This window comes from Nocardia alni (assembly GCF_019038435.1).
Classification (GTDB): domain Bacteria; phylum Actinomycetota; class Actinomycetes; order Mycobacteriales; family Mycobacteriaceae; genus Nocardia; species Nocardia alni.
Genome location: NZ_JAGPOX010000002.1, coordinates 159867 through 175095, shown reverse-complemented (window position 1 = coordinate 175095; position 15229 = coordinate 159867). Strand labels below are relative to the sequence as shown.

Sequence of the window (15229 nt, the reverse complement as noted above, 5' to 3'; positions counted from 1 at the left end):
ACTCGAGGTCAGCCTTGCATACCAACGTCTATCATTACTTCAGACATAGAAGTAGGATAATTGTATTATGAGTAGGCTTGCAGGCAAGGTCGCGTTGGTGTCGGGTGGCGCACGAGGACTCGGCGCCGAATACGTCAGACATCTCCTCGCGGCGGGGGCCAAGGTCGTATTCGGTGACATCCTGCGCGAGGAGGGCAGCGCCCTCGCGGCCGAACTCGGCGCCGATGTGCGGTTCACCAGCCTCGATGTGACCCAGCCGGAACAGTGGTCCACCGCGGTGGGCGTGGCCGTCCAGGAGTTCGGCGGCCTCGACGTACTGGTCAACAACGCGGGGATCGTCGACAGAGGGCGGATCGAGGACTTCGGCCTGGAGGCATGGAACAGGGTGATCACCGTCAATCTCACCGGAACCTTCCTCGGCATGCAGGCAGCCATTCCGACCCTGAAACGTTCGGCGAACGGTCCCTCGATCATCAATCAGGCTTCCATCGCCGGGATCAGCGGCGTGGCCGGATCGAGCGCCTACAGCGCGTCCAAATTCGGCATCCGCGGACTCACGAGATCGGCGGCGAAAGAGTTGGCCGACGAGGGAATTCGGGTCAACGCCGTGGTGCCGGGAACATTCGCCACCGCGATGACGGCAGGCTATTCCGGTGTCCCACCGCAGATTCCGTTGCACCGGATCGGCAAGCCCGCCGAGATCGCGCCGACGGTCGTGTATCTGGCCAGCGATGACGCCGCCTACGTGACGGGCGCGGAGTTCGTCATCGACGGCGGGTGGCTCGCCTGAGCCGAGCACTCACTATCGCTCGATCCCGGGGCCTCCCACCGACCGCCGACGCGCGTCAGACCCGGGTCAGTACGAAGACGGGAATGGGCCGATCGGTCTTCGTCTGATACCCGGCGTAGTCCGGGAAGGCCGCGACCGCCCGCTCCCACCACAGCGCCTTCTCCTCGCCGGTGACCTCCCGGGCCCGGTAGTCGTGTTTCTCCCCGCGATCCTGTAGTTCGACAAGCGAATTCGCCCGCACGTTGTGATACCAGGACGGGTGATTCGGCGCGCCGCCCAGTGACGCGACGATCGCGTATTGCCCGTCGTGCTCGACCCGCATCAGCGGCGCCTTGCGCAGCAGGCCCGACTTGACCCCGACCGAGGTGAGGACGACGACGCGAGAACCCCTGACCGTTCCCCCCTCGGCTCCGTCCGACGCCTCGTACTCCGCGAGTTGCGCGAGGGCGAACTCACTGGTGCCGGCCTCGTACTTACCCGTCAATGGCATTCGTGCTCCTCTAGTGATTGTGTTGTCCGCCAGCGCTTCCGGCGATGGTTCCGCTCGTCACAGCGAGAGCCCGCCGTCGGCGACGAGCAGCTGGCCGGTGACGAACGACGCCTCGTCGGAGAGCAGGAAGGCCACCACGGCGGCCACCTCCTCCGGCGCGGCGACCCGGCCCATCGGGATCCGCTCGCGCAGCTTGCGCTCACGCTCGGCGTCGCTCGTCAGACGCTCGATCATCGCGGTGTCCATGTGGCCGGGGCCGACCGCGTTGATCCGGATTCCGCGATCCGCGTAGTCCCGGGCTGCCGCCTTGGTCATCCCGACGACGGCGTGCTTGGAGGCGGCGTATGCCGTGATCCCCTGCGCGCGAACCACAGCGCCGGCGTAGGAGGCGACGTTGACGATCGACCCGCTCTTCGCGGGCACCATGGCGCGCAGTTCCGCACGCAGGCAATGGAAACTCCCGCGGAGATTGACCTCGTAGGCGCTGTCCCACACGTCATCGCTCAGCTCGGCGGCCGGAGCCGGGGGCGGACTGATGCCGGCGTTGTTGACAGCGCAGTCCAAGCGCCCGAATTTCTCGATGGTGACCGCCACGAGATGCTCCACCGCGTCGAGGTCGGTGACATCGGTGGGCACCGCCACCGCGCGGCCCGCCGCGGCGGTGATCTCGTCGACCACCTTGTCGCACAGATCTATTCGGCGGCCGGCGACGACGACCGCGGCCCCCTCGGCGGCCAGCCGGTGCGCGCAGGCCCGCCCGAGCCCACTGGTCGCACCGGTCACCAGGACGACTCGATCCTGGAAACGACGCGTCACATTCGGCGCCGTCATCACGAATCGCCCTGTGTCGGGTCCGGCCCGACGCGCACCAGCAGCTTCCCGAAGTTGGCCCCGCGCAGGAGCCCGGCGAACGCGGCGGGCGCGGATTCCAGTCCGGCGACGATGTCTTCCCGGTAGTGCACGCGCCCCGCGCGGATGGCCGCGGCCGTCTCGTCCAGGAACCGGCGTTCGTGCGATGCCGCGTAAGGCCGGAAGTGGAAGCCCTGCACGGTGATCGCCCGAGACAGAATCAGCGACATCAGGCCGGGCAATCGGTCCGGCCCCGCTGCCGGCCCGTCCCCGTTGTACTCGGAGACCATGCCGCAGACCGGCACCCGCGCACCCAGGTTGAGATGCGGTAGCACGGCGTCGAACACCCGGCCGCCGACGTTCTCGAAGTAGATGTCCACCCCGTCGGGGACGGCCGCCGCCAACTCGTCGCCGAAGGTCGGTGAGCGATGGTCGAGCGCCGCCGCGAACCCGTTCTCGCGCAACCACGCGACCTTGTCCGGTCCACCGGCGATGCCGACCGCGCGGCACCCCGCGAGTTGTGCCAGTTGCCCCACCATCGACCCCACGGGACCGGTGGCCGCCGCGACGACGACTGTCTCACCGGGATTCGGCCGGCCGATCAGATTCAGCCCCACGTACGCGGTGAAACCAGGCATACCGAGCACGCCCAGCGCGGTGCTCACCGGCGCGGCGCCGGGATCCAGTCTTCGCACCCCGGCCGCCCCTCGCACGCCGAAGCTCTGCCAGCCCAGGTCTGCCAGCACGATGTCACCGGCGGCGAATCCCGGACTCCGCGACTCGACGACCTCGCAGACGGTACCGCCCGGGATCACCTCGCCGAGGGGCAGCAGGGGCGACGCGGACCGGTACGCGTGGGCGTCGCCCAGGCGGCCGCGAACGTAGGGATCCAGCGACAGGTAGATCGTGCGCAGCAGCAGTTCCCCCTCCCCCGTCGGCGGCACCGGCACGTCCTCCGCACGAAAATCACTCGGTTCCGGAGCGCCCACCGGGCGCGATGCGAGGACGATCCGACTACTCGTGGTCACGATCAGCATAGTACATGCTGTAGTGTTGTATTGATCCTGCAATTATGGAGTTGGGAGCGCCGAGTCGTGTCCAGAGGATGCCCACCAGGCACATCGACCGCTGGAGCGCCGGTTGCCGCCGGTGCGCTCGCCGGCGTGCGGGTGGTCGACGTCTCGCGAGTGCTCGCCGGCCCGTACGCGGCACAGCTGCTGGGTGATCACGGCGCCGATGTCATCAAGGTCGAGCCGCCCGCAGGCGACGGCACCCGCGCCTGGGGACAGACGTATCCGGAGAACATCAGCGCCTACTACGCCGGGCTGAACCGCAACAAGCGCCATACCAGCGTCGACCTGGCGACCTCGGGCGGGCGAGAGGTACTGCTGCGAATGCTCGAGCACGCGGACGTCCTCATCGAGAATTTCAAGCCCGGCACGATGGAGCGATGGGGGCTGGACGCCGAGGATCTACTGAGCCGCTTTCCGCGCCTGATCTATTGCCGCATCTCCGCTTTCGGCGCGGAGGGCCCGATGGGCGGGCTGCCCGGATACGACGCCGTGATGCAGGCGTATGCGGGCATCATGCATCTCAACGGCGAGCAGGGCCGGGGACCGCTGCGAGTGCCCATGCCGATCACCGACCTCACCACCGGACTGCACGCGTTCTCGGGCATCCTGCTGGCGCTGTACGAGCGCGCGGCGTCCGACCTGGGCCAGGTCGTCGAGGTCAGCCTGCTCGACAGCGCGGTCAGCCTGCTGCATCCGGCGGCCGCAGCCTATTTCCTCGACGGTCAGCGGCCCCGGCGCCTGGGCGCCGCGCATCCGAGTATCTCCCCGAGCGATATCTTCCGGACCGCCGACGGTCACGAGGTCTACGTCGCGGCGGGCACCGACCATCAATTCCGCCTGCTGTGCGAATTTCTGGACGCGCCCGAACTGGCGCAGGACGCGCGATTCCGGACCAATCACGACCGCCTGGAACACAATGCGGAACTCACCGACCTGCTGGCGAAACTCATCGCCGATCTGGCCGCGGACGACGCGATGGTTCGCCGCATGATCGCCGAGGGAATTCCGGCCAGCGTCGTACGACCGCTGGACGAGGTGCTCGACGACGCCCAGGTCCGGCTCAACGGCATGGTGCAGACCGTCGGTGAATTCCAGGTTCTCGGCATTCCCGCCAAACTCGGCCGCACACCGGGCAGTCTGCGCACTCCCCCTGCCCGGCAGGGCCGAGATACCCGCGAGGTGCTGCTCGAGATGGGCCTGACCGATGCGCAGATCGACGACCTGATCGCTCAGGGAATCGTGAAACCACCTGCGCCTTAACCACTTCCACAAGCACGAAAGGAACGCGATGGAATTCGACAATATTCTCTACAAGGTCGAGGACAGGATCGCAACGATCACCTTGAATCGGCCCGAGAAACGCAATGCGCTCAGTCCCGGCCTGCGCCGCGACATTCTGGCGGCGCTCGAATCCGCCGAACGGGACGACGATGTGACCATCGTCCTCATCGAGGGCGCCGGGTCGTCCTTCTGCGCCGGTTACGACATGAACAGCTACGCCGGCGGGGACGAACACCCGGAGCGGCCCGCGGGTTGGAATCACAGCCCGCTCTACGAGTCCTGGACCGGGCAGTTCCCGCGCAGTTGCCTGCGTGACTGGCTGCGGATCTGGGATCTGATGAAGCCCGTCGTCGCCAAGATCCACGGCCACTGCCTGGCGGGCGGATCGGAACTGATGTCGATGTGCGACATCGTGTTCGCCGCGGACGACTGCCTGATCGGCTATCCCCCCACCCGCGCGCAATCGACGCCCGACATCGAGTATTTCCCGTGGAAGATGACGATGGCGCAGGCCAAATATCTTCAGCTAACCGGACATTCGGTCACCGGCACACGCGCGGCGGAAATGGGCTGGATCGCCAAGAGTTTCCCGGCCGAGGAGCTCGACGAGCAGGTGGCCCGCGAGCTGCGCCCGCTCGCGCAGCTGCATCCCGCGATGCTCGCGGCGAACAAGTTCACGCTCAACCAGTCCTACGAGACGATGGGGTTCCGGGCGGCGTTGCAGGCCTCGGTTCCCTGGTACGTCCTGGCCCGCGGCTTCCGGCCGGGCGGCGGCGAATTCCAGACCAAGGCCGCCGCCGAGGGGCTGAAAAAGGCGCTCGCCTGGCGCGACGGTCCGTTCAAGGAAGAAGGTTTCGCACTGTGACGACAGCAGCGGTCAAGGAACTCAATCACGTCGCGATCGGCGTGCGCGACCTCGACGCGTCCCTGCGGTTCTACACCGAGGGGCTGGGTCTGCGTAAGACACTGGAAAAAGCGGTCAGTGATCTGACGTGGCGCCTGATGCGACTGCCCGAGAATACGACCGGGCAATCGGTCTTCGTGCAGGGTCCGTCCAGGGTCGGTCAGCTCGAACTGGTCAAGTGGGAACTGCCCGAACCCGAGGGCGACGCCCCGAAATGCCCGGGGCGCATGGGATACGGGCAATTGTCCTTCCCGGTCGATCCCGAACATATCCAGACGATCTACGACCGCCTCGTGAGCATGGGCTACACGGTCTATTCGGAGCCGACGACGACGATCGTCAAGAACTACGGCCCCGTCACCCTGTTCCTGTGCGAGGACCCGGACGGTAACCAGATCGAACTGGTGGCCCTGCCCCCGGCCGAGGTCGTCAAGGAATTTCGCGCGAAACTCCGTGCGGAGAAAGAGAACAACTGAACTCACCCGGGCAGTGCCACGACGGCACTGCCCGGGAACCCGTGAGGCTCAGCGGTATCCGGTTCCGGCGACCGAGTGCAGCGGCTCGCCCTGCACGACCACGCCGGCCTCGATCAACTCGTCGACCTTCGAGCCCTCGATACCCGCCTCGACGAGTATCTGCCTGCTGTGTTCGCCCATCCCCGGGGTGCCCATCATGGGATTGTCCGGATGCCGGCCGAACGCCGCGTACTGACGCGGCATGTAGGACCGGTTTCCGTCGGGCCAGGTCACCATGCCGATGTGACCGTCCGCCAGCGTCACCTCGTCGAAGAGCAGTTCCTTGTTGTCCCGCCCACGCGCGACGGTACCGCCGTGCGGCTCGAGCCGGTCCGCGATCTCCTTGCTGGACAGTTCCTTGCACGCCGCGCCCAGCGCCGCCGCCAGCGACTCGTCGCTGTGCAGCGCCGCGGCGTCGGCCATGCCGGCTGTCAACGCCACCTCGGCCGACGGAAGGTGCACTCGAACCCAGCCGTCGGTGCACGCGTAGTACCGCGAAATCGCCGACGGCCCAGGGTAATCGCGCCCACCGGACTCCGCCGGCGGACGACCGGCGAAGCGGACCAGCTCGCCGTTCTGCATATAGGCCGACGTCGCGACCAGCGAGGTGGCGACCGCCTGACCGCCCCGACCACTGACCTGCTGGTAGAGCGCAGCGCATGTGCCCAGTGCGGCCAGGGCCGCGACACCGACGTCGTTCACCGACACCGTGCAGAACACCGGCTCGGCAGCACCGCCCTGACCCCGCATGATGCCCGACAGCGCCTGGATGACCGGATCGTAGCCGGGCTGCCTGCCGAGCGGGCCTATCCCGCCGTACCCGGTGATCGAGGTCGTCACGATATCGGGATTGAACGCGCGCAGACTCTCCAGATCGATCCGCAGCCGTTCGACCACGCCCGGACGGAAGTTGTCCAGCACCACATGGCAGGTGCCCGCCAATTCGCCGAACGCCACATATCCGCGCGGATCCCGCAGGTCGATCGACAGACCGCGCTGACCACGATTGATCATGTAACCGCGCACCCGGAACTCGTCGCCGCCGGTCGTCTCGACCTTCATCACATCGGCGCCGAGACCGGCGAGCAGCTGGCCGGCGTAGGGACCGGCCAGCACCGTGCCCAGATCGAGCACACGCATGCCGTGCAACGGCCCGCGACCGGGCAGACGGTTCGCGTCGAGCGGGACTCGGCGCGGCTGCGTGCCGCCTCGGGCATCCTCCCAATCGACTGTGCCGGAATAGATTCGCGCCCGATAGTCCGGCTCCGGCATCCCGGAGAAGCGAACGGGGTTGCCGCCCGTCACGGCCCGGCCGACGTGCGGATCGTCGATCTCGATCCGCTGGCCCAGCGCGATGATCTGCGGGTGATCCAGCCAGGTGTCACGGTCGCCCACCGCACTGGCCGGACACGCGGCGCCGGCGAACTCGGCGAGCCAGACGTCGCGGTCCTTCGCGCGGAAGCCCTCGGCGATCCGCGCTCGGACCTGGTCGCGCAGGTCCACGGCATAGATTTCCTCCCGATTGGCCGCGATCCGCGGATGGGAGGTGATGTCGGTGGTGCCGAGCAACTCGAAGGCGATGTCCTGGAACTTGACGCCCAGCGCGCCCAGGAACAGCCACTGGCCGTCGCGACACTGGTAGGTGCCGAAGGCCGGGTTGGGACCGCCCGGCCCGACGCTCGTGGTGGGCAGTGAGACCAGCGGGTCGGCGAACATGGTCGTGGTCGCGGCCACGATCGCGCCGTGCAGGGGGTCCACGACCACCCGCTGGCCCAGGCCGGTGTTCTCGCGCCCGACGAGCGCGGCGATGGCCGACGCGGCCGCCCACGTGCCCTGCAGATAGCTCGCGAACGGGTAGACGCAGTCGACCGGGCCTCCGCCGAAGGACGTCTGCCGCCGCGCGATGCCGTACTCGGCCTGCACGAACCGGTCCGCGGTGAGCGGATCGAGCCCCTGACCGGCTCCCCAGCCCGGTACGTGAAGGTGCACCTGGCCGGTCGGGTCGGTCCCGGCGAGCGGTACGCCCAGGGCAGCCGCGTGCCCTGCGTCGCTCGTGACCACCACATCGGCGCCCGCCGCGAGTGCGGCGCCGCGCTGCGCGGGCGTAATGGTCTTGTTACGGTGCCACATGACCGAGCCGGGAAGTTCGGCCGAGTCGTCCTCCAGGCGGATGACCTGTGCGCCGAAATCACCCAGGATCATAGCGGCTATCGGCCCGGCGATTCCCGACGTCGCATCGACGACCCGCACACCCGTGAGTGGTCCTTCAGATCGGCGGCCGCTCATGCTCGCCTTCTTCCATATCGCAGTATAAATAACACCAACATAGTTGTATCACAACTAGGCTGGTCGGCGATCGGCCTCCACGGCGCCGATGATGTGCTCGACCGCCCGCACGGTGGCCTCGGGCGCGTCGAGCGGTACATGGTGGTACGCGCCGGGCGCGATACGGCACGGCACGTCCCGGCCCAGTACCCGCGACAGGTGCTCGACGGTGGCCCGGTCCACCAGCTCGCTGTGCTCACCGTAGAGAAATTCCACGCGACACCGGATCCCCGAGGCCACGGCGTCGAGTTCGTCACGCGGAATCTGTTGCATCGCATGCGGATCGAATTTCCACCGCCAGCCTTCGGCGTCCTCCCGCAGACCCAGGTCGGCGATACGGGCCAGCGTCCGCTCGTCCGCGATCGTGCCTCGCGGCCGCAGCCGGAACCTGGCGATCGCCTCCGCGTGCGAGGGGTAATGAAAAACCTCATGCGACATGGGCCGTAGCACGGTTCTGCGCACCACGGCGCTGTCGATCACCAGTAGGGACCGCACCGCCTCGGGATACCCGCCGGCCGCCAGCATGGCGACCATGCCACCCATGCTGTGCCCGACCAAATGCACCGGCCCGGCCCCGACCCGGCGGATGACCGCCGCTACCTCATCGGCCCACAATCGTGGTGAATACGACGTCCGATGCGCGCTGTCGCCGTGCCCCGACAACTCCATGACGACGACGTCGTGGTCCACCGCCAGGGCGGGAGCGACGTGTATCCACCATCCGGCGTGCCCCGCGCTGCCGTGCAGTAACACGATAGGCGGCCCGCCGCGACGACCGAGACGCCGATACCGAACCCGCGCCTGGTCCACCACGACGGACTCGGTACTCCCATCGAGCCAGTCCATCACCTCGGCCGCCCAACGGCGATCGCCACGACAATCACAGAACTCGGTCCCTTCCTCGATCGTCACACGCCAGGAACGAGTCGATTTCGGACCGGGCGATCGTGTAGCTCTCCTCTTCGGTCAGCGACCGCCCGCCCGCTTTGAGCATGCGCGCCGTGCCACGGCGAAGATCATCGGTGTAGCGCGCATCGATCACCTCGAATTCCAGATTCTTGACGTAGATACGCAGGCGGTCACGCAACGCGCTGTCGGAGTCCGCCGCCGCGACGACGTCGGGCAGCATATTCGTCTGAACCAGCAACGCGTGGGACACCCGGCGAGCGTCCTCGTCCCGGAGCCCGATGAGAATCTCACGCTCCGAGGCGCGAATGAGATGATCCTTCCACCAGTCGAAATCCTCTTCGGCGTCGATGGCGACCAATTCCACCGCCGGTTGGGAAAGCGTGCGAGCCAACGTCTCGACCGCGGCGTTCAGATACAGTTCGCGCTGCGCCGACGGAAGCGCGCCGCACGTCGTCGTCAGCTCGCGCCGGGCATCGGCCGTGGAGAAGCAATATCGCCTGATCCCGTATATCGAGCCGTCCAGGAAACCGTACTCGTAATTGAAGACCCGAAAGGGATTGACCGCACTGGGATTACGCGACGGCCGCCCGACCGCGGCGGCCGCCTCCTTCGTGAAGGCCCAGACCGGGTCATCGAGCCGGCTGCCACGCAGAATGTCATTGTGAATCGGCGCTCCGTAGAACCGTTGCGGCAGTACGACTCCCGGACCTCTCGCGTACGCGATCGTCACACCGGAACTCTGCGCCTGCCGCAGAAATCGGTTGTTGTCCAGATATGTCAACGACGCCGTATAACGAGCCAGTGGCGGCGGGCGAAGTTCGCCGACACTGTAAATCGAGTCGTAGAGTCGCGGTGGCCAATCCTTACCCCAGACATCCCGGGCGGCGGCCGCGATCGCATGGGCGACCGCCGTATCGTCACCGGAGAATCGGGCGCCGCCGGTGGCCACCCCCAGAATCCCCAGCAATGCTGTCGTCGCGGAATCGAATCCCGACGCACCGCCGGAGGAATGCACCAGCAACCCCAGGGATTCGGCGAGCCCGCCGAAATCCGTGCTGGTATCCAGGACGAACTCGGGACGCAGATCGGCGAGACGCCGCACGCCCTCGGCGGTGAATTCACGCTTGCGGTCGTCGCTTTCCATCGCGGCGACGACGAATTCCTGGAGAATCTGGGAACCGTGCGAGTGTTCACCGGTCGCGGCGTCCTCGGTCAGCCAGTCGCGCAGGCCTCGAGCCAGATCGCGCGCACCGACAGCGCGGATGCGTTCGAGGAACTCCATCAGCTCGCGGCGCACCGCCGGGGAGGAGGCGGCCGGCACCCGGCGGTTGGCCGCGATCGCGACCTCGGACAGCGACACCCGGGGATTGCCGCGCCCGCCGGGGCTCCCGGACTCGTAGACCCGCAGCGTCCCCTTGCGCACCCACTGGTTGACCGCCTGGCGGCTGACCCCGACCACACGGGATGCCTCCGCCTGCGTCACCAGGTCGGGCGGCGCGTCGGAGGGATCGTGCCGAAGCCGTAGTCGCTCCGCCGCTCGCTCCAGGGCTCGCACGAGCTCGCCGACCGGGACCGCGCCCACCTCACCGAGTGTGATCGCGAGACGTTCCACCGCGACGGCCACTGTTTCGGTCTGCTTGTCCATGGTCGCCTCAAGATACAAGTCCGGCCGGACGCGACCGACGCCGGGTTGCATGTCAATGGCATCACTTGACACGATCTTGGACCGTGACTACCGTCACAGGCGGTGACCGTCAGCGAGACCGAGGAGCACGCCCATGGAGATCGAACAGATCCGCGACCTGGCGCAGCAGGCCGCCGGACTGCTTCCGGCCGCACCGACGAACAGTGACGCCCTGAATTGGCTCAGCTGGCGCGAACTGGTCTGGGATACCGCGCAGCGGATCGCCGAGATCGGCGGGGCGACGCTGGCCCGGGCGGGCTATGCGCCGACCCGCGACCTGGACCGCGGCGCGGTCACACCCGAGGAACTGCTCGGGCTGGCCACGCAGCTGCGCGCCGATATCGGATCCGCCGCGGCCTGCAAAATCAGCTGGGGCTCTCGATAGGGTCCAGCCGGCCGCTCATACCCTGCGGGCCCGGCGCCGACGGTTCGGCCGAGGCGAGATCGCTCATCCGGGTCTCCGGCAGGAAGCAGGAGAACACACCGCTCAGCACGGTCGCCGCGATGAGGAATACCGCCACCCAGATCACGCTGGTGCCACCCGTCGCGGCGAAGAGTGCGGCCGCGGCCAGCGGCGACAGCCCACTGCCCAGCACCTGGGCGATCTGATAGGTGGTCGACACCGCGGTGTACCGGATCTCGGTGGGGAACAACTCGGTCAGCAGGACCGGAGCGACCGCCATCACGCAGGTGTTGATCGCCGCGAAATACACGAACAGCGCCGCGACGACGGCCACGGCCGAGCCCGTGTCGACGAGCAGGAAACACGGGTAGGTGAACAACGCCGTGGCGATGATCCCGCCCAGCACGATGGGTTTACGCCCGACCCGGTCCGACAGCGTCGCGTACACCGGCGTCAACGCCATGGCGGCGATCTGCGCGAAGGTGATGGCCAGCAACGCCGTCCCGGCGGAGAAGCCGGCGTGCGGCGCGTACGAGATGATGAAAACGCCGAAAACCCCTTGGCCGCAATAGGCTCCGGCCTGGAAGAACACGGCCAGCACCACCTGCCGCGGATAGCCGCGCAGCAGGGAGACGATGGGCATGACCGGTCTGCCCTCGGTCCGGTGACGGACGAACAGCGGGCTCTCGGGCACGCGGGACCGGAAGTACAACCCGATGCCGAGCAGCAGGAAACTCCCGAGGAACGGAATTCGCCAGCCCCAGCTCAGCAGGTCCGGCGTCGGCAGCGACGCCACCAGGAACATGATCCCGTACGACAGCACCGATCCGCTCGGCGCTCCCATCGCGGCCGCGCTGCCGAAACGGCCGCGCTGCCCATCCCGGGCGTGCTCGGTGGTCATGAGCACCGCGCCGCCGTACTCCCCGCCCACCGCGATCCCCTGGATCACCCGCAGCAGCACGAGCAAGACCGGTGCGAGGCCGCCGACCTGCGCATAGGTCGGCAACAGGCCGATCAACCCGCTGGACAGGCCCATGACCGTCATCGTGGTGACCATGACGGTCTTGCGGCCGAGACGATCGCCGAAGTGCCCGAACAGGATCGCACCGCCGATCCGCGCGAAATGCCCGGTGGCCAGGGTCGCGAGCGACACGATCGTGCCGACCAGGGGGCTCAGATCGCTGAAGAACACCTTGCCGAACACCAGTGCCGCGGCCGACCCGTACAGCAGGAAGTCGTAGTACTCCATGGTCGTGCCGAGAAAACTCGACAGCGCCACCCGGCGGGCCTGCCTCGCTCGATGTTCTGAGGTCGCCTCTGGATGCATGGCGATCCCGCCTTCCGTCGTACTATTGTGCACAAATAATGTTACAAGATAAGTTCGTACACTATTGGGAAAGGCGGAGGAAATGAACGACACCGATACCGAGCTCCAGGACCGCATCGGGATCGAGGCCGCGCTGCGTGGCTACGCCTACGGCCTCGACGAACGACGATGGGAGGCATGGGATCTCGTCTTCACCGAGGACGCGATCATCGACTTCACCCCGATGGGCGGCAAACGCGAGACCCCCGCGCAGATGAGCGCGCGGCTGTCGGCGCCCGATCCGGCCTGGTTGTTCGCGCAGCACCCGTTGATCAACACCGTCATCGAGATCGACGGCGACGAGGCCCGGGCATTCTCGGATTACCAGATGGAGACCGGCCGCCGCGCCGAGACTCCCGGTGAGATCATCCGCGTCTCGGGTGGCGGCTCGTACATCGACCTGCTGCGCCGCACCGGCGATGGATGGCGCGTCTACCACCGGTCGGTCTCGCTGAAATGGCGTGAGCGCAGGCAGGTCAAGGACGAGATCTCCCGCTGAACGACGACGTCGATCGGCGGGAGATGATCGGCCGTCAGCCGATCGACGTCTTGTACTCCGGGTGCTCCGGCCAGGTGAGGCGGGTGTAGCTCGGATCGCTCTTGTCCCGGGTGCCCCGGAAGTGACCGCCCGGCACGGCATTGGTGGCGGGAACGGTTCCGTCCCATTCGATCACCACCCGCCGGTAGACCAGCTGCCAGCGCCCATCGATGCGCTGGAAGTAGTCGGCGTATCGACCGATCGACTGGTACAGCGAGTCGGGGGTGGTCTGCATCCAGTACGCGAAGTACGTCTCGCCGTGCGCCTCGTCGCCCTCGACATCGAACAGCGACTGCCCCATCAGGTGATAGAGGAACGGCGAGGCCGTGGTGAATCCCGGGTTGTTGCAGATGAACTCGGCGAATTCGTCACGGCCGCCCCGGAACCGCCCGTGATCGTCGAAGGATTTCTCCGCATAGCAGGCGAGGATGCCTTCGCGATCCTTGCGGTCGACCGCTCGCGCGATCCGGGTGACGAGCTCGGTGAGCTCGAGTTTGTCCGCGATCAGGTCCAACCTGCTGTTGTCACCCATGATCAACTCCTATCTCTGCCGGACCGAATGCCGGTACAACTCCGTGCTCGCCGACCTCCCGATAACGCACGGCCAGCGGCATGCCCACGACCGCGTCGGCGGGATCCATATCGACCAGTCGTCCCAGAATTCGCACTCCGCAGTCGAGTTCGACCAAGGCCACCGGATACGGGATCTGATCCTTCAATGCCGGAGCGTAAGCACGGTGGTAGACGACGAAACTCCACAGCGTGCCGGTCCCCTGGACCTCCGCCCACGTGGCTTGGCGGGCAAGGCATTCGGGGCAGACACCGGCGGCGGGCCAACGCACATAGCCACACTCGTCGCAATGCTGGAACACGAGCCGTCCCTCCCGGGCGCCATCCCAGAAAGGCTGGTCGTCACCGCTGAGACCGTAGGGCGCCTGGCTGCTCACGCGACCTCCTTGGCGAAGATCGTGCTCGCGGCCTTCATCATCCCGAAGGTCGAACAGTATTGAGCGACTCGCACATCCGCGAGCTGACGCGGCCCGGCCTCACCCCGCATCTGCCGGACCAGCTCGCACAGGTGCAGGAAACCCCACATGTAGGCCTCGGACAGTTGCCCGCCATTGGTATTGAGCGGCAGCTTGCCGCCGTATCCGATCGCACCGGAGGTGAACGCGTCGCCCACGCCGCCGGGCTCCACGAAACCGTATGCCTCGAGCATCTGCATGACCCATACGCTGGTCGGATCCTGAATGTAGAGCGCGTCGACCGCCGAACGATCCACACCGGCCGCCGGGTAGATCCGCTCGGCGACCTGCTTCAGCCACGGCCGCATCCACTGATCGTCGTTCTGCCGGTCGCGCAGGCCGCTCTGCTGGGCGATCCCGAGGACGTAGACCGGCTTGTCGGTCAGCTCGCGGGCGATATCGTCCCGCGCGACGATCAGGCACGCACCGCCGTCGGAGATCATGCACAGATCGGCACGGCGCAGGGGCGCGACCAGATAGGGCGAGGCGAGGTAGTCATCGATCGTCAACGGATCGCGGAAGATCGCCAGCGGGTTCTCCCGGGCATACTTGCGCTGCGAGACGGCGATCTGCCCGAGATCGGATTCAGTTGTGCCGTACAGCTTCTGATGCCGCCGGAACGCCATGCCCGCGATACCGGCCACGTTGAGGAAGCCGTTGACCGACGCGTCGTCCTGGCGGCCCAGCGGATGCGCGAACCGATTACCGGCACTGCGCTGGTTGGTCCCGTAGACGATGGCGACCGTGGAGGCCAGGCCCGCCTCGATCGCCGCGACGGCCAGGTGCAACGAGAAATTGCACGTGCCGTAGTCGAGGGTGGCGCTGTACGCGGGATTGAGCCCGGCGAGCCGGCCTATCTCGGTGTCGATTCCGAACCCGCCGTAGGACTTACAGGTGATGAGGCCGTCGATCCGGGACTTATCGATCCCAGCGTCGGCGAGGGTGATGCGCAGCGCCTCGACGGCCACCTCGTCGGGTGCGATACCCGGTAGCTCGCCCTGCAGCGTATTACCGACGGCGACGATCGCGGCGCGACCGCGAACCGCGCCCGGTGCGCGAGAGGAATCTGCCATGCGC

General features: G+C 67.1%; 16 protein-coding genes. 6 read left to right on the top strand and 10 right to left on the bottom strand.

The genetic code is table 11. The features are described 5' to 3' along the window. Window positions 1-67 precede the first annotated feature (67 nt). The gene (locus JZ791_RS01850) at window positions 68-790 is read left to right on the top strand and encodes an SDR family NAD(P)-dependent oxidoreductase (protein WP_216892334.1); all 723 of its coding nucleotides are present in this window, start codon (window positions 68-70) and stop codon (window positions 788-790) included. Window positions 791-845: 55 nt separating this feature from the next. Here the strand turns inward: JZ791_RS01850 and JZ791_RS01845 are convergent, their stop codons facing one another. Genes JZ791_RS01845 through curA form a run of 3 tightly spaced genes read right to left on the bottom strand, consistent with a single transcriptional unit; the run spans window position 846 to window position 3166 of the window. Further along, window positions 846-1280, bottom strand: coding sequence for a nitroreductase family deazaflavin-dependent oxidoreductase (locus JZ791_RS01845; protein WP_216892333.1), 435 nt, complete (start codon window positions 1278-1280; stop codon window positions 846-848). Window positions 1281-1337: 57 nt separating this feature from the next. After that, a complete protein-coding gene (locus tag JZ791_RS01840; RefSeq protein ID WP_216892332.1) occupies window positions 1338-2111 on the bottom strand; it encodes an SDR family NAD(P)-dependent oxidoreductase in 774 nt (257 codons plus the stop codon). Next, entirely contained in the window at window positions 2111-3166 is a 1056-nt protein-coding gene (curA, locus tag JZ791_RS01835) for an NADPH-dependent curcumin/dihydrocurcumin reductase (RefSeq protein ID WP_216892331.1), read from the bottom strand. The genes JZ791_RS01840 and curA overlap by 1 nt, the downstream gene beginning before the upstream one ends. A 126-nt stretch (window positions 3167-3292) precedes the next feature. Between curA and JZ791_RS01830 the strand changes: the two genes are divergently transcribed. The 3 genes from JZ791_RS01830 to JZ791_RS01820 are packed head-to-tail and all read left to right on the top strand — an operon-like array spanning window position 3293 to window position 5863. Then, window positions 3293-4462: a CaiB/BaiF CoA transferase family protein gene (locus JZ791_RS01830; RefSeq protein ID WP_308162715.1), complete on the top strand. Its 1170-nt coding sequence runs from the start codon at window positions 3293-3295 to the stop codon at window positions 4460-4462. A 28-nt stretch (window positions 4463-4490) separates the two neighbouring features. Beyond that, window positions 4491-5348, top strand: a complete 858-nt coding sequence (locus tag JZ791_RS01825) for an enoyl-CoA hydratase-related protein (protein WP_216892329.1) — start codon at window positions 4491-4493, stop codon at window positions 5346-5348. Further along, window positions 5345-5863, top strand: a complete 519-nt coding sequence (locus JZ791_RS01820; RefSeq protein ID WP_216892328.1) for a VOC family protein — start codon at window positions 5345-5347, stop codon at window positions 5861-5863. Before JZ791_RS01825 ends, JZ791_RS01820 begins: the two co-directional genes overlap by 4 nt. A 48-nt stretch (window positions 5864-5911) precedes the next feature. Here the strand turns inward: JZ791_RS01820 and JZ791_RS01815 are convergent, their stop codons facing one another. The 3 genes from JZ791_RS01815 to JZ791_RS01805 all read right to left on the bottom strand — a co-directional run bounded on the left by JZ791_RS01815 (window position 5912) and on the right by JZ791_RS01805 (window position 10781). Beyond that, the gene (locus JZ791_RS01815) at window positions 5912-8152 is read right to left on the bottom strand and encodes a CoA transferase (protein WP_216892327.1); all 2241 of its coding nucleotides are present in this window, start codon (window positions 8150-8152) and stop codon (window positions 5912-5914) included. A 90-nt stretch (window positions 8153-8242) separates the two neighbouring features. Beyond that, window positions 8243-9073: an alpha/beta fold hydrolase gene (locus JZ791_RS01810; RefSeq protein ID WP_216892326.1), complete on the bottom strand. Its 831-nt coding sequence runs from the start codon at window positions 9071-9073 to the stop codon at window positions 8243-8245. Window positions 9074-9107: 34 nt separating this feature from the next. After that, window positions 9108-10781, bottom strand: coding sequence for a hypothetical protein (locus JZ791_RS01805; protein WP_216892325.1), 1674 nt, complete (start codon window positions 10779-10781; stop codon window positions 9108-9110). A 133-nt stretch (window positions 10782-10914) separates the two neighbouring features. Here JZ791_RS01805 and JZ791_RS01800 point away from each other — a divergent pair, with 133 nt between their 5' ends. Beyond that, complete coding sequence (locus JZ791_RS01800) at window positions 10915-11205, top strand: hypothetical protein (RefSeq protein ID WP_216892324.1); 291 nt, start codon at window positions 10915-10917, stop codon at window positions 11203-11205. Here the strand turns inward: JZ791_RS01800 and JZ791_RS01795 are convergent. Further along, entirely contained in the window at window positions 11186-12550 is a 1365-nt protein-coding gene (locus tag JZ791_RS01795; protein WP_216892323.1) for an MFS transporter, read from the bottom strand. The two genes, JZ791_RS01800 and JZ791_RS01795, sit on opposite strands and share 20 nt — an antisense overlap. Window positions 12551-12632: 82 nt before the next feature. On the opposite strand from JZ791_RS01795, the gene JZ791_RS01790 reads away from it, so the two are divergent. After that, on the top strand, window positions 12633-13088 hold the full coding sequence (locus JZ791_RS01790; protein WP_216892322.1) for a nuclear transport factor 2 family protein: 456 nt from the start codon (window positions 12633-12635) through the stop codon (window positions 13086-13088). 34 nt (window positions 13089-13122) lie between these two features. Here the strand turns inward: JZ791_RS01790 and JZ791_RS01785 are convergent, their stop codons facing one another. The 3 genes from JZ791_RS01785 to JZ791_RS01775 are packed head-to-tail and all read right to left on the bottom strand — an operon-like array spanning window position 13123 to window position 15225. After that, window positions 13123-13659, bottom strand: coding sequence for a nuclear transport factor 2 family protein (locus tag JZ791_RS01785; RefSeq protein WP_216892321.1), 537 nt, complete (start codon window positions 13657-13659; stop codon window positions 13123-13125). Then, window positions 13652-14074 carry a Zn-ribbon domain-containing OB-fold protein gene (locus JZ791_RS01780; protein WP_216892320.1) on the bottom strand — a complete coding sequence of 141 codons (423 nt, stop codon included), beginning with the start codon at window positions 14072-14074 and terminating at the stop codon, window positions 13652-13654. Before JZ791_RS01780 ends, JZ791_RS01785 begins: the two co-directional genes overlap by 8 nt. Next, window positions 14071-15225, bottom strand: coding sequence for a thiolase family protein (locus JZ791_RS01775; RefSeq protein WP_216892319.1), 1155 nt, complete (start codon window positions 15223-15225; stop codon window positions 14071-14073). The genes JZ791_RS01780 and JZ791_RS01775 overlap by 4 nt, the downstream gene beginning before the upstream one ends. Window positions 15226-15229: the final 4 nt, after the last annotated feature.

What these genes read in the sequence shown, in the direction of transcription:
- JZ791_RS01810 (WP_216892326.1), bottom strand. Translation starts at nt 9,073, where the DNA reads ATGGACTGGCTCGATGGGAGTACCGAGTCCGTCGTGGTGGACCAGGCG.
- JZ791_RS01800 (WP_216892324.1), top strand. Translation starts at nt 10,915, where the DNA reads ATGGAGATCGAACAGATCCGCGACCTGGCGCAGCAGGCCGCCGGACTG.
- JZ791_RS01790 (WP_216892322.1), top strand. Translation starts at nt 12,633, where the DNA reads ATGAACGACACCGATACCGAGCTCCAGGACCGCATCGGGATCGAGGCC.
- JZ791_RS01840 (WP_216892332.1), bottom strand. Translation starts at nt 2,111, where the DNA reads ATGACGGCGCCGAATGTGACGCGTCGTTTCCAGGATCGAGTCGTCCTG.
- JZ791_RS01795 (WP_216892323.1), bottom strand. Translation starts at nt 12,550, where the DNA reads ATGCATCCAGAGGCGACCTCAGAACATCGAGCGAGGCAGGCCCGCCGG.
- JZ791_RS01785 (WP_216892321.1), bottom strand. Translation starts at nt 13,659, where the DNA reads ATGGGTGACAACAGCAGGTTGGACCTGATCGCGGACAAACTCGAGCTC.
- JZ791_RS01845 (WP_216892333.1), bottom strand. Translation starts at nt 1,280, where the DNA reads ATGCCATTGACGGGTAAGTACGAGGCCGGCACCAGTGAGTTCGCCCTC.
- curA (WP_216892331.1), bottom strand. Translation starts at nt 3,166, where the DNA reads ATGCTGATCGTGACCACGAGTAGTCGGATCGTCCTCGCATCGCGCCCG.
- JZ791_RS01805 (WP_216892325.1), bottom strand. Translation starts at nt 10,781, where the DNA reads ATGGACAAGCAGACCGAAACAGTGGCCGTCGCGGTGGAACGTCTCGCG.
- JZ791_RS01825 (WP_216892329.1), top strand. Translation starts at nt 4,491, where the DNA reads ATGGAATTCGACAATATTCTCTACAAGGTCGAGGACAGGATCGCAACG.
- JZ791_RS01775 (WP_216892319.1), bottom strand. Translation starts at nt 15,225, where the DNA reads ATGGCAGATTCCTCTCGCGCACCGGGCGCGGTTCGCGGTCGCGCCGCG.
- JZ791_RS01850 (WP_216892334.1), top strand. Translation starts at nt 68, where the DNA reads ATGAGTAGGCTTGCAGGCAAGGTCGCGTTGGTGTCGGGTGGCGCACGA.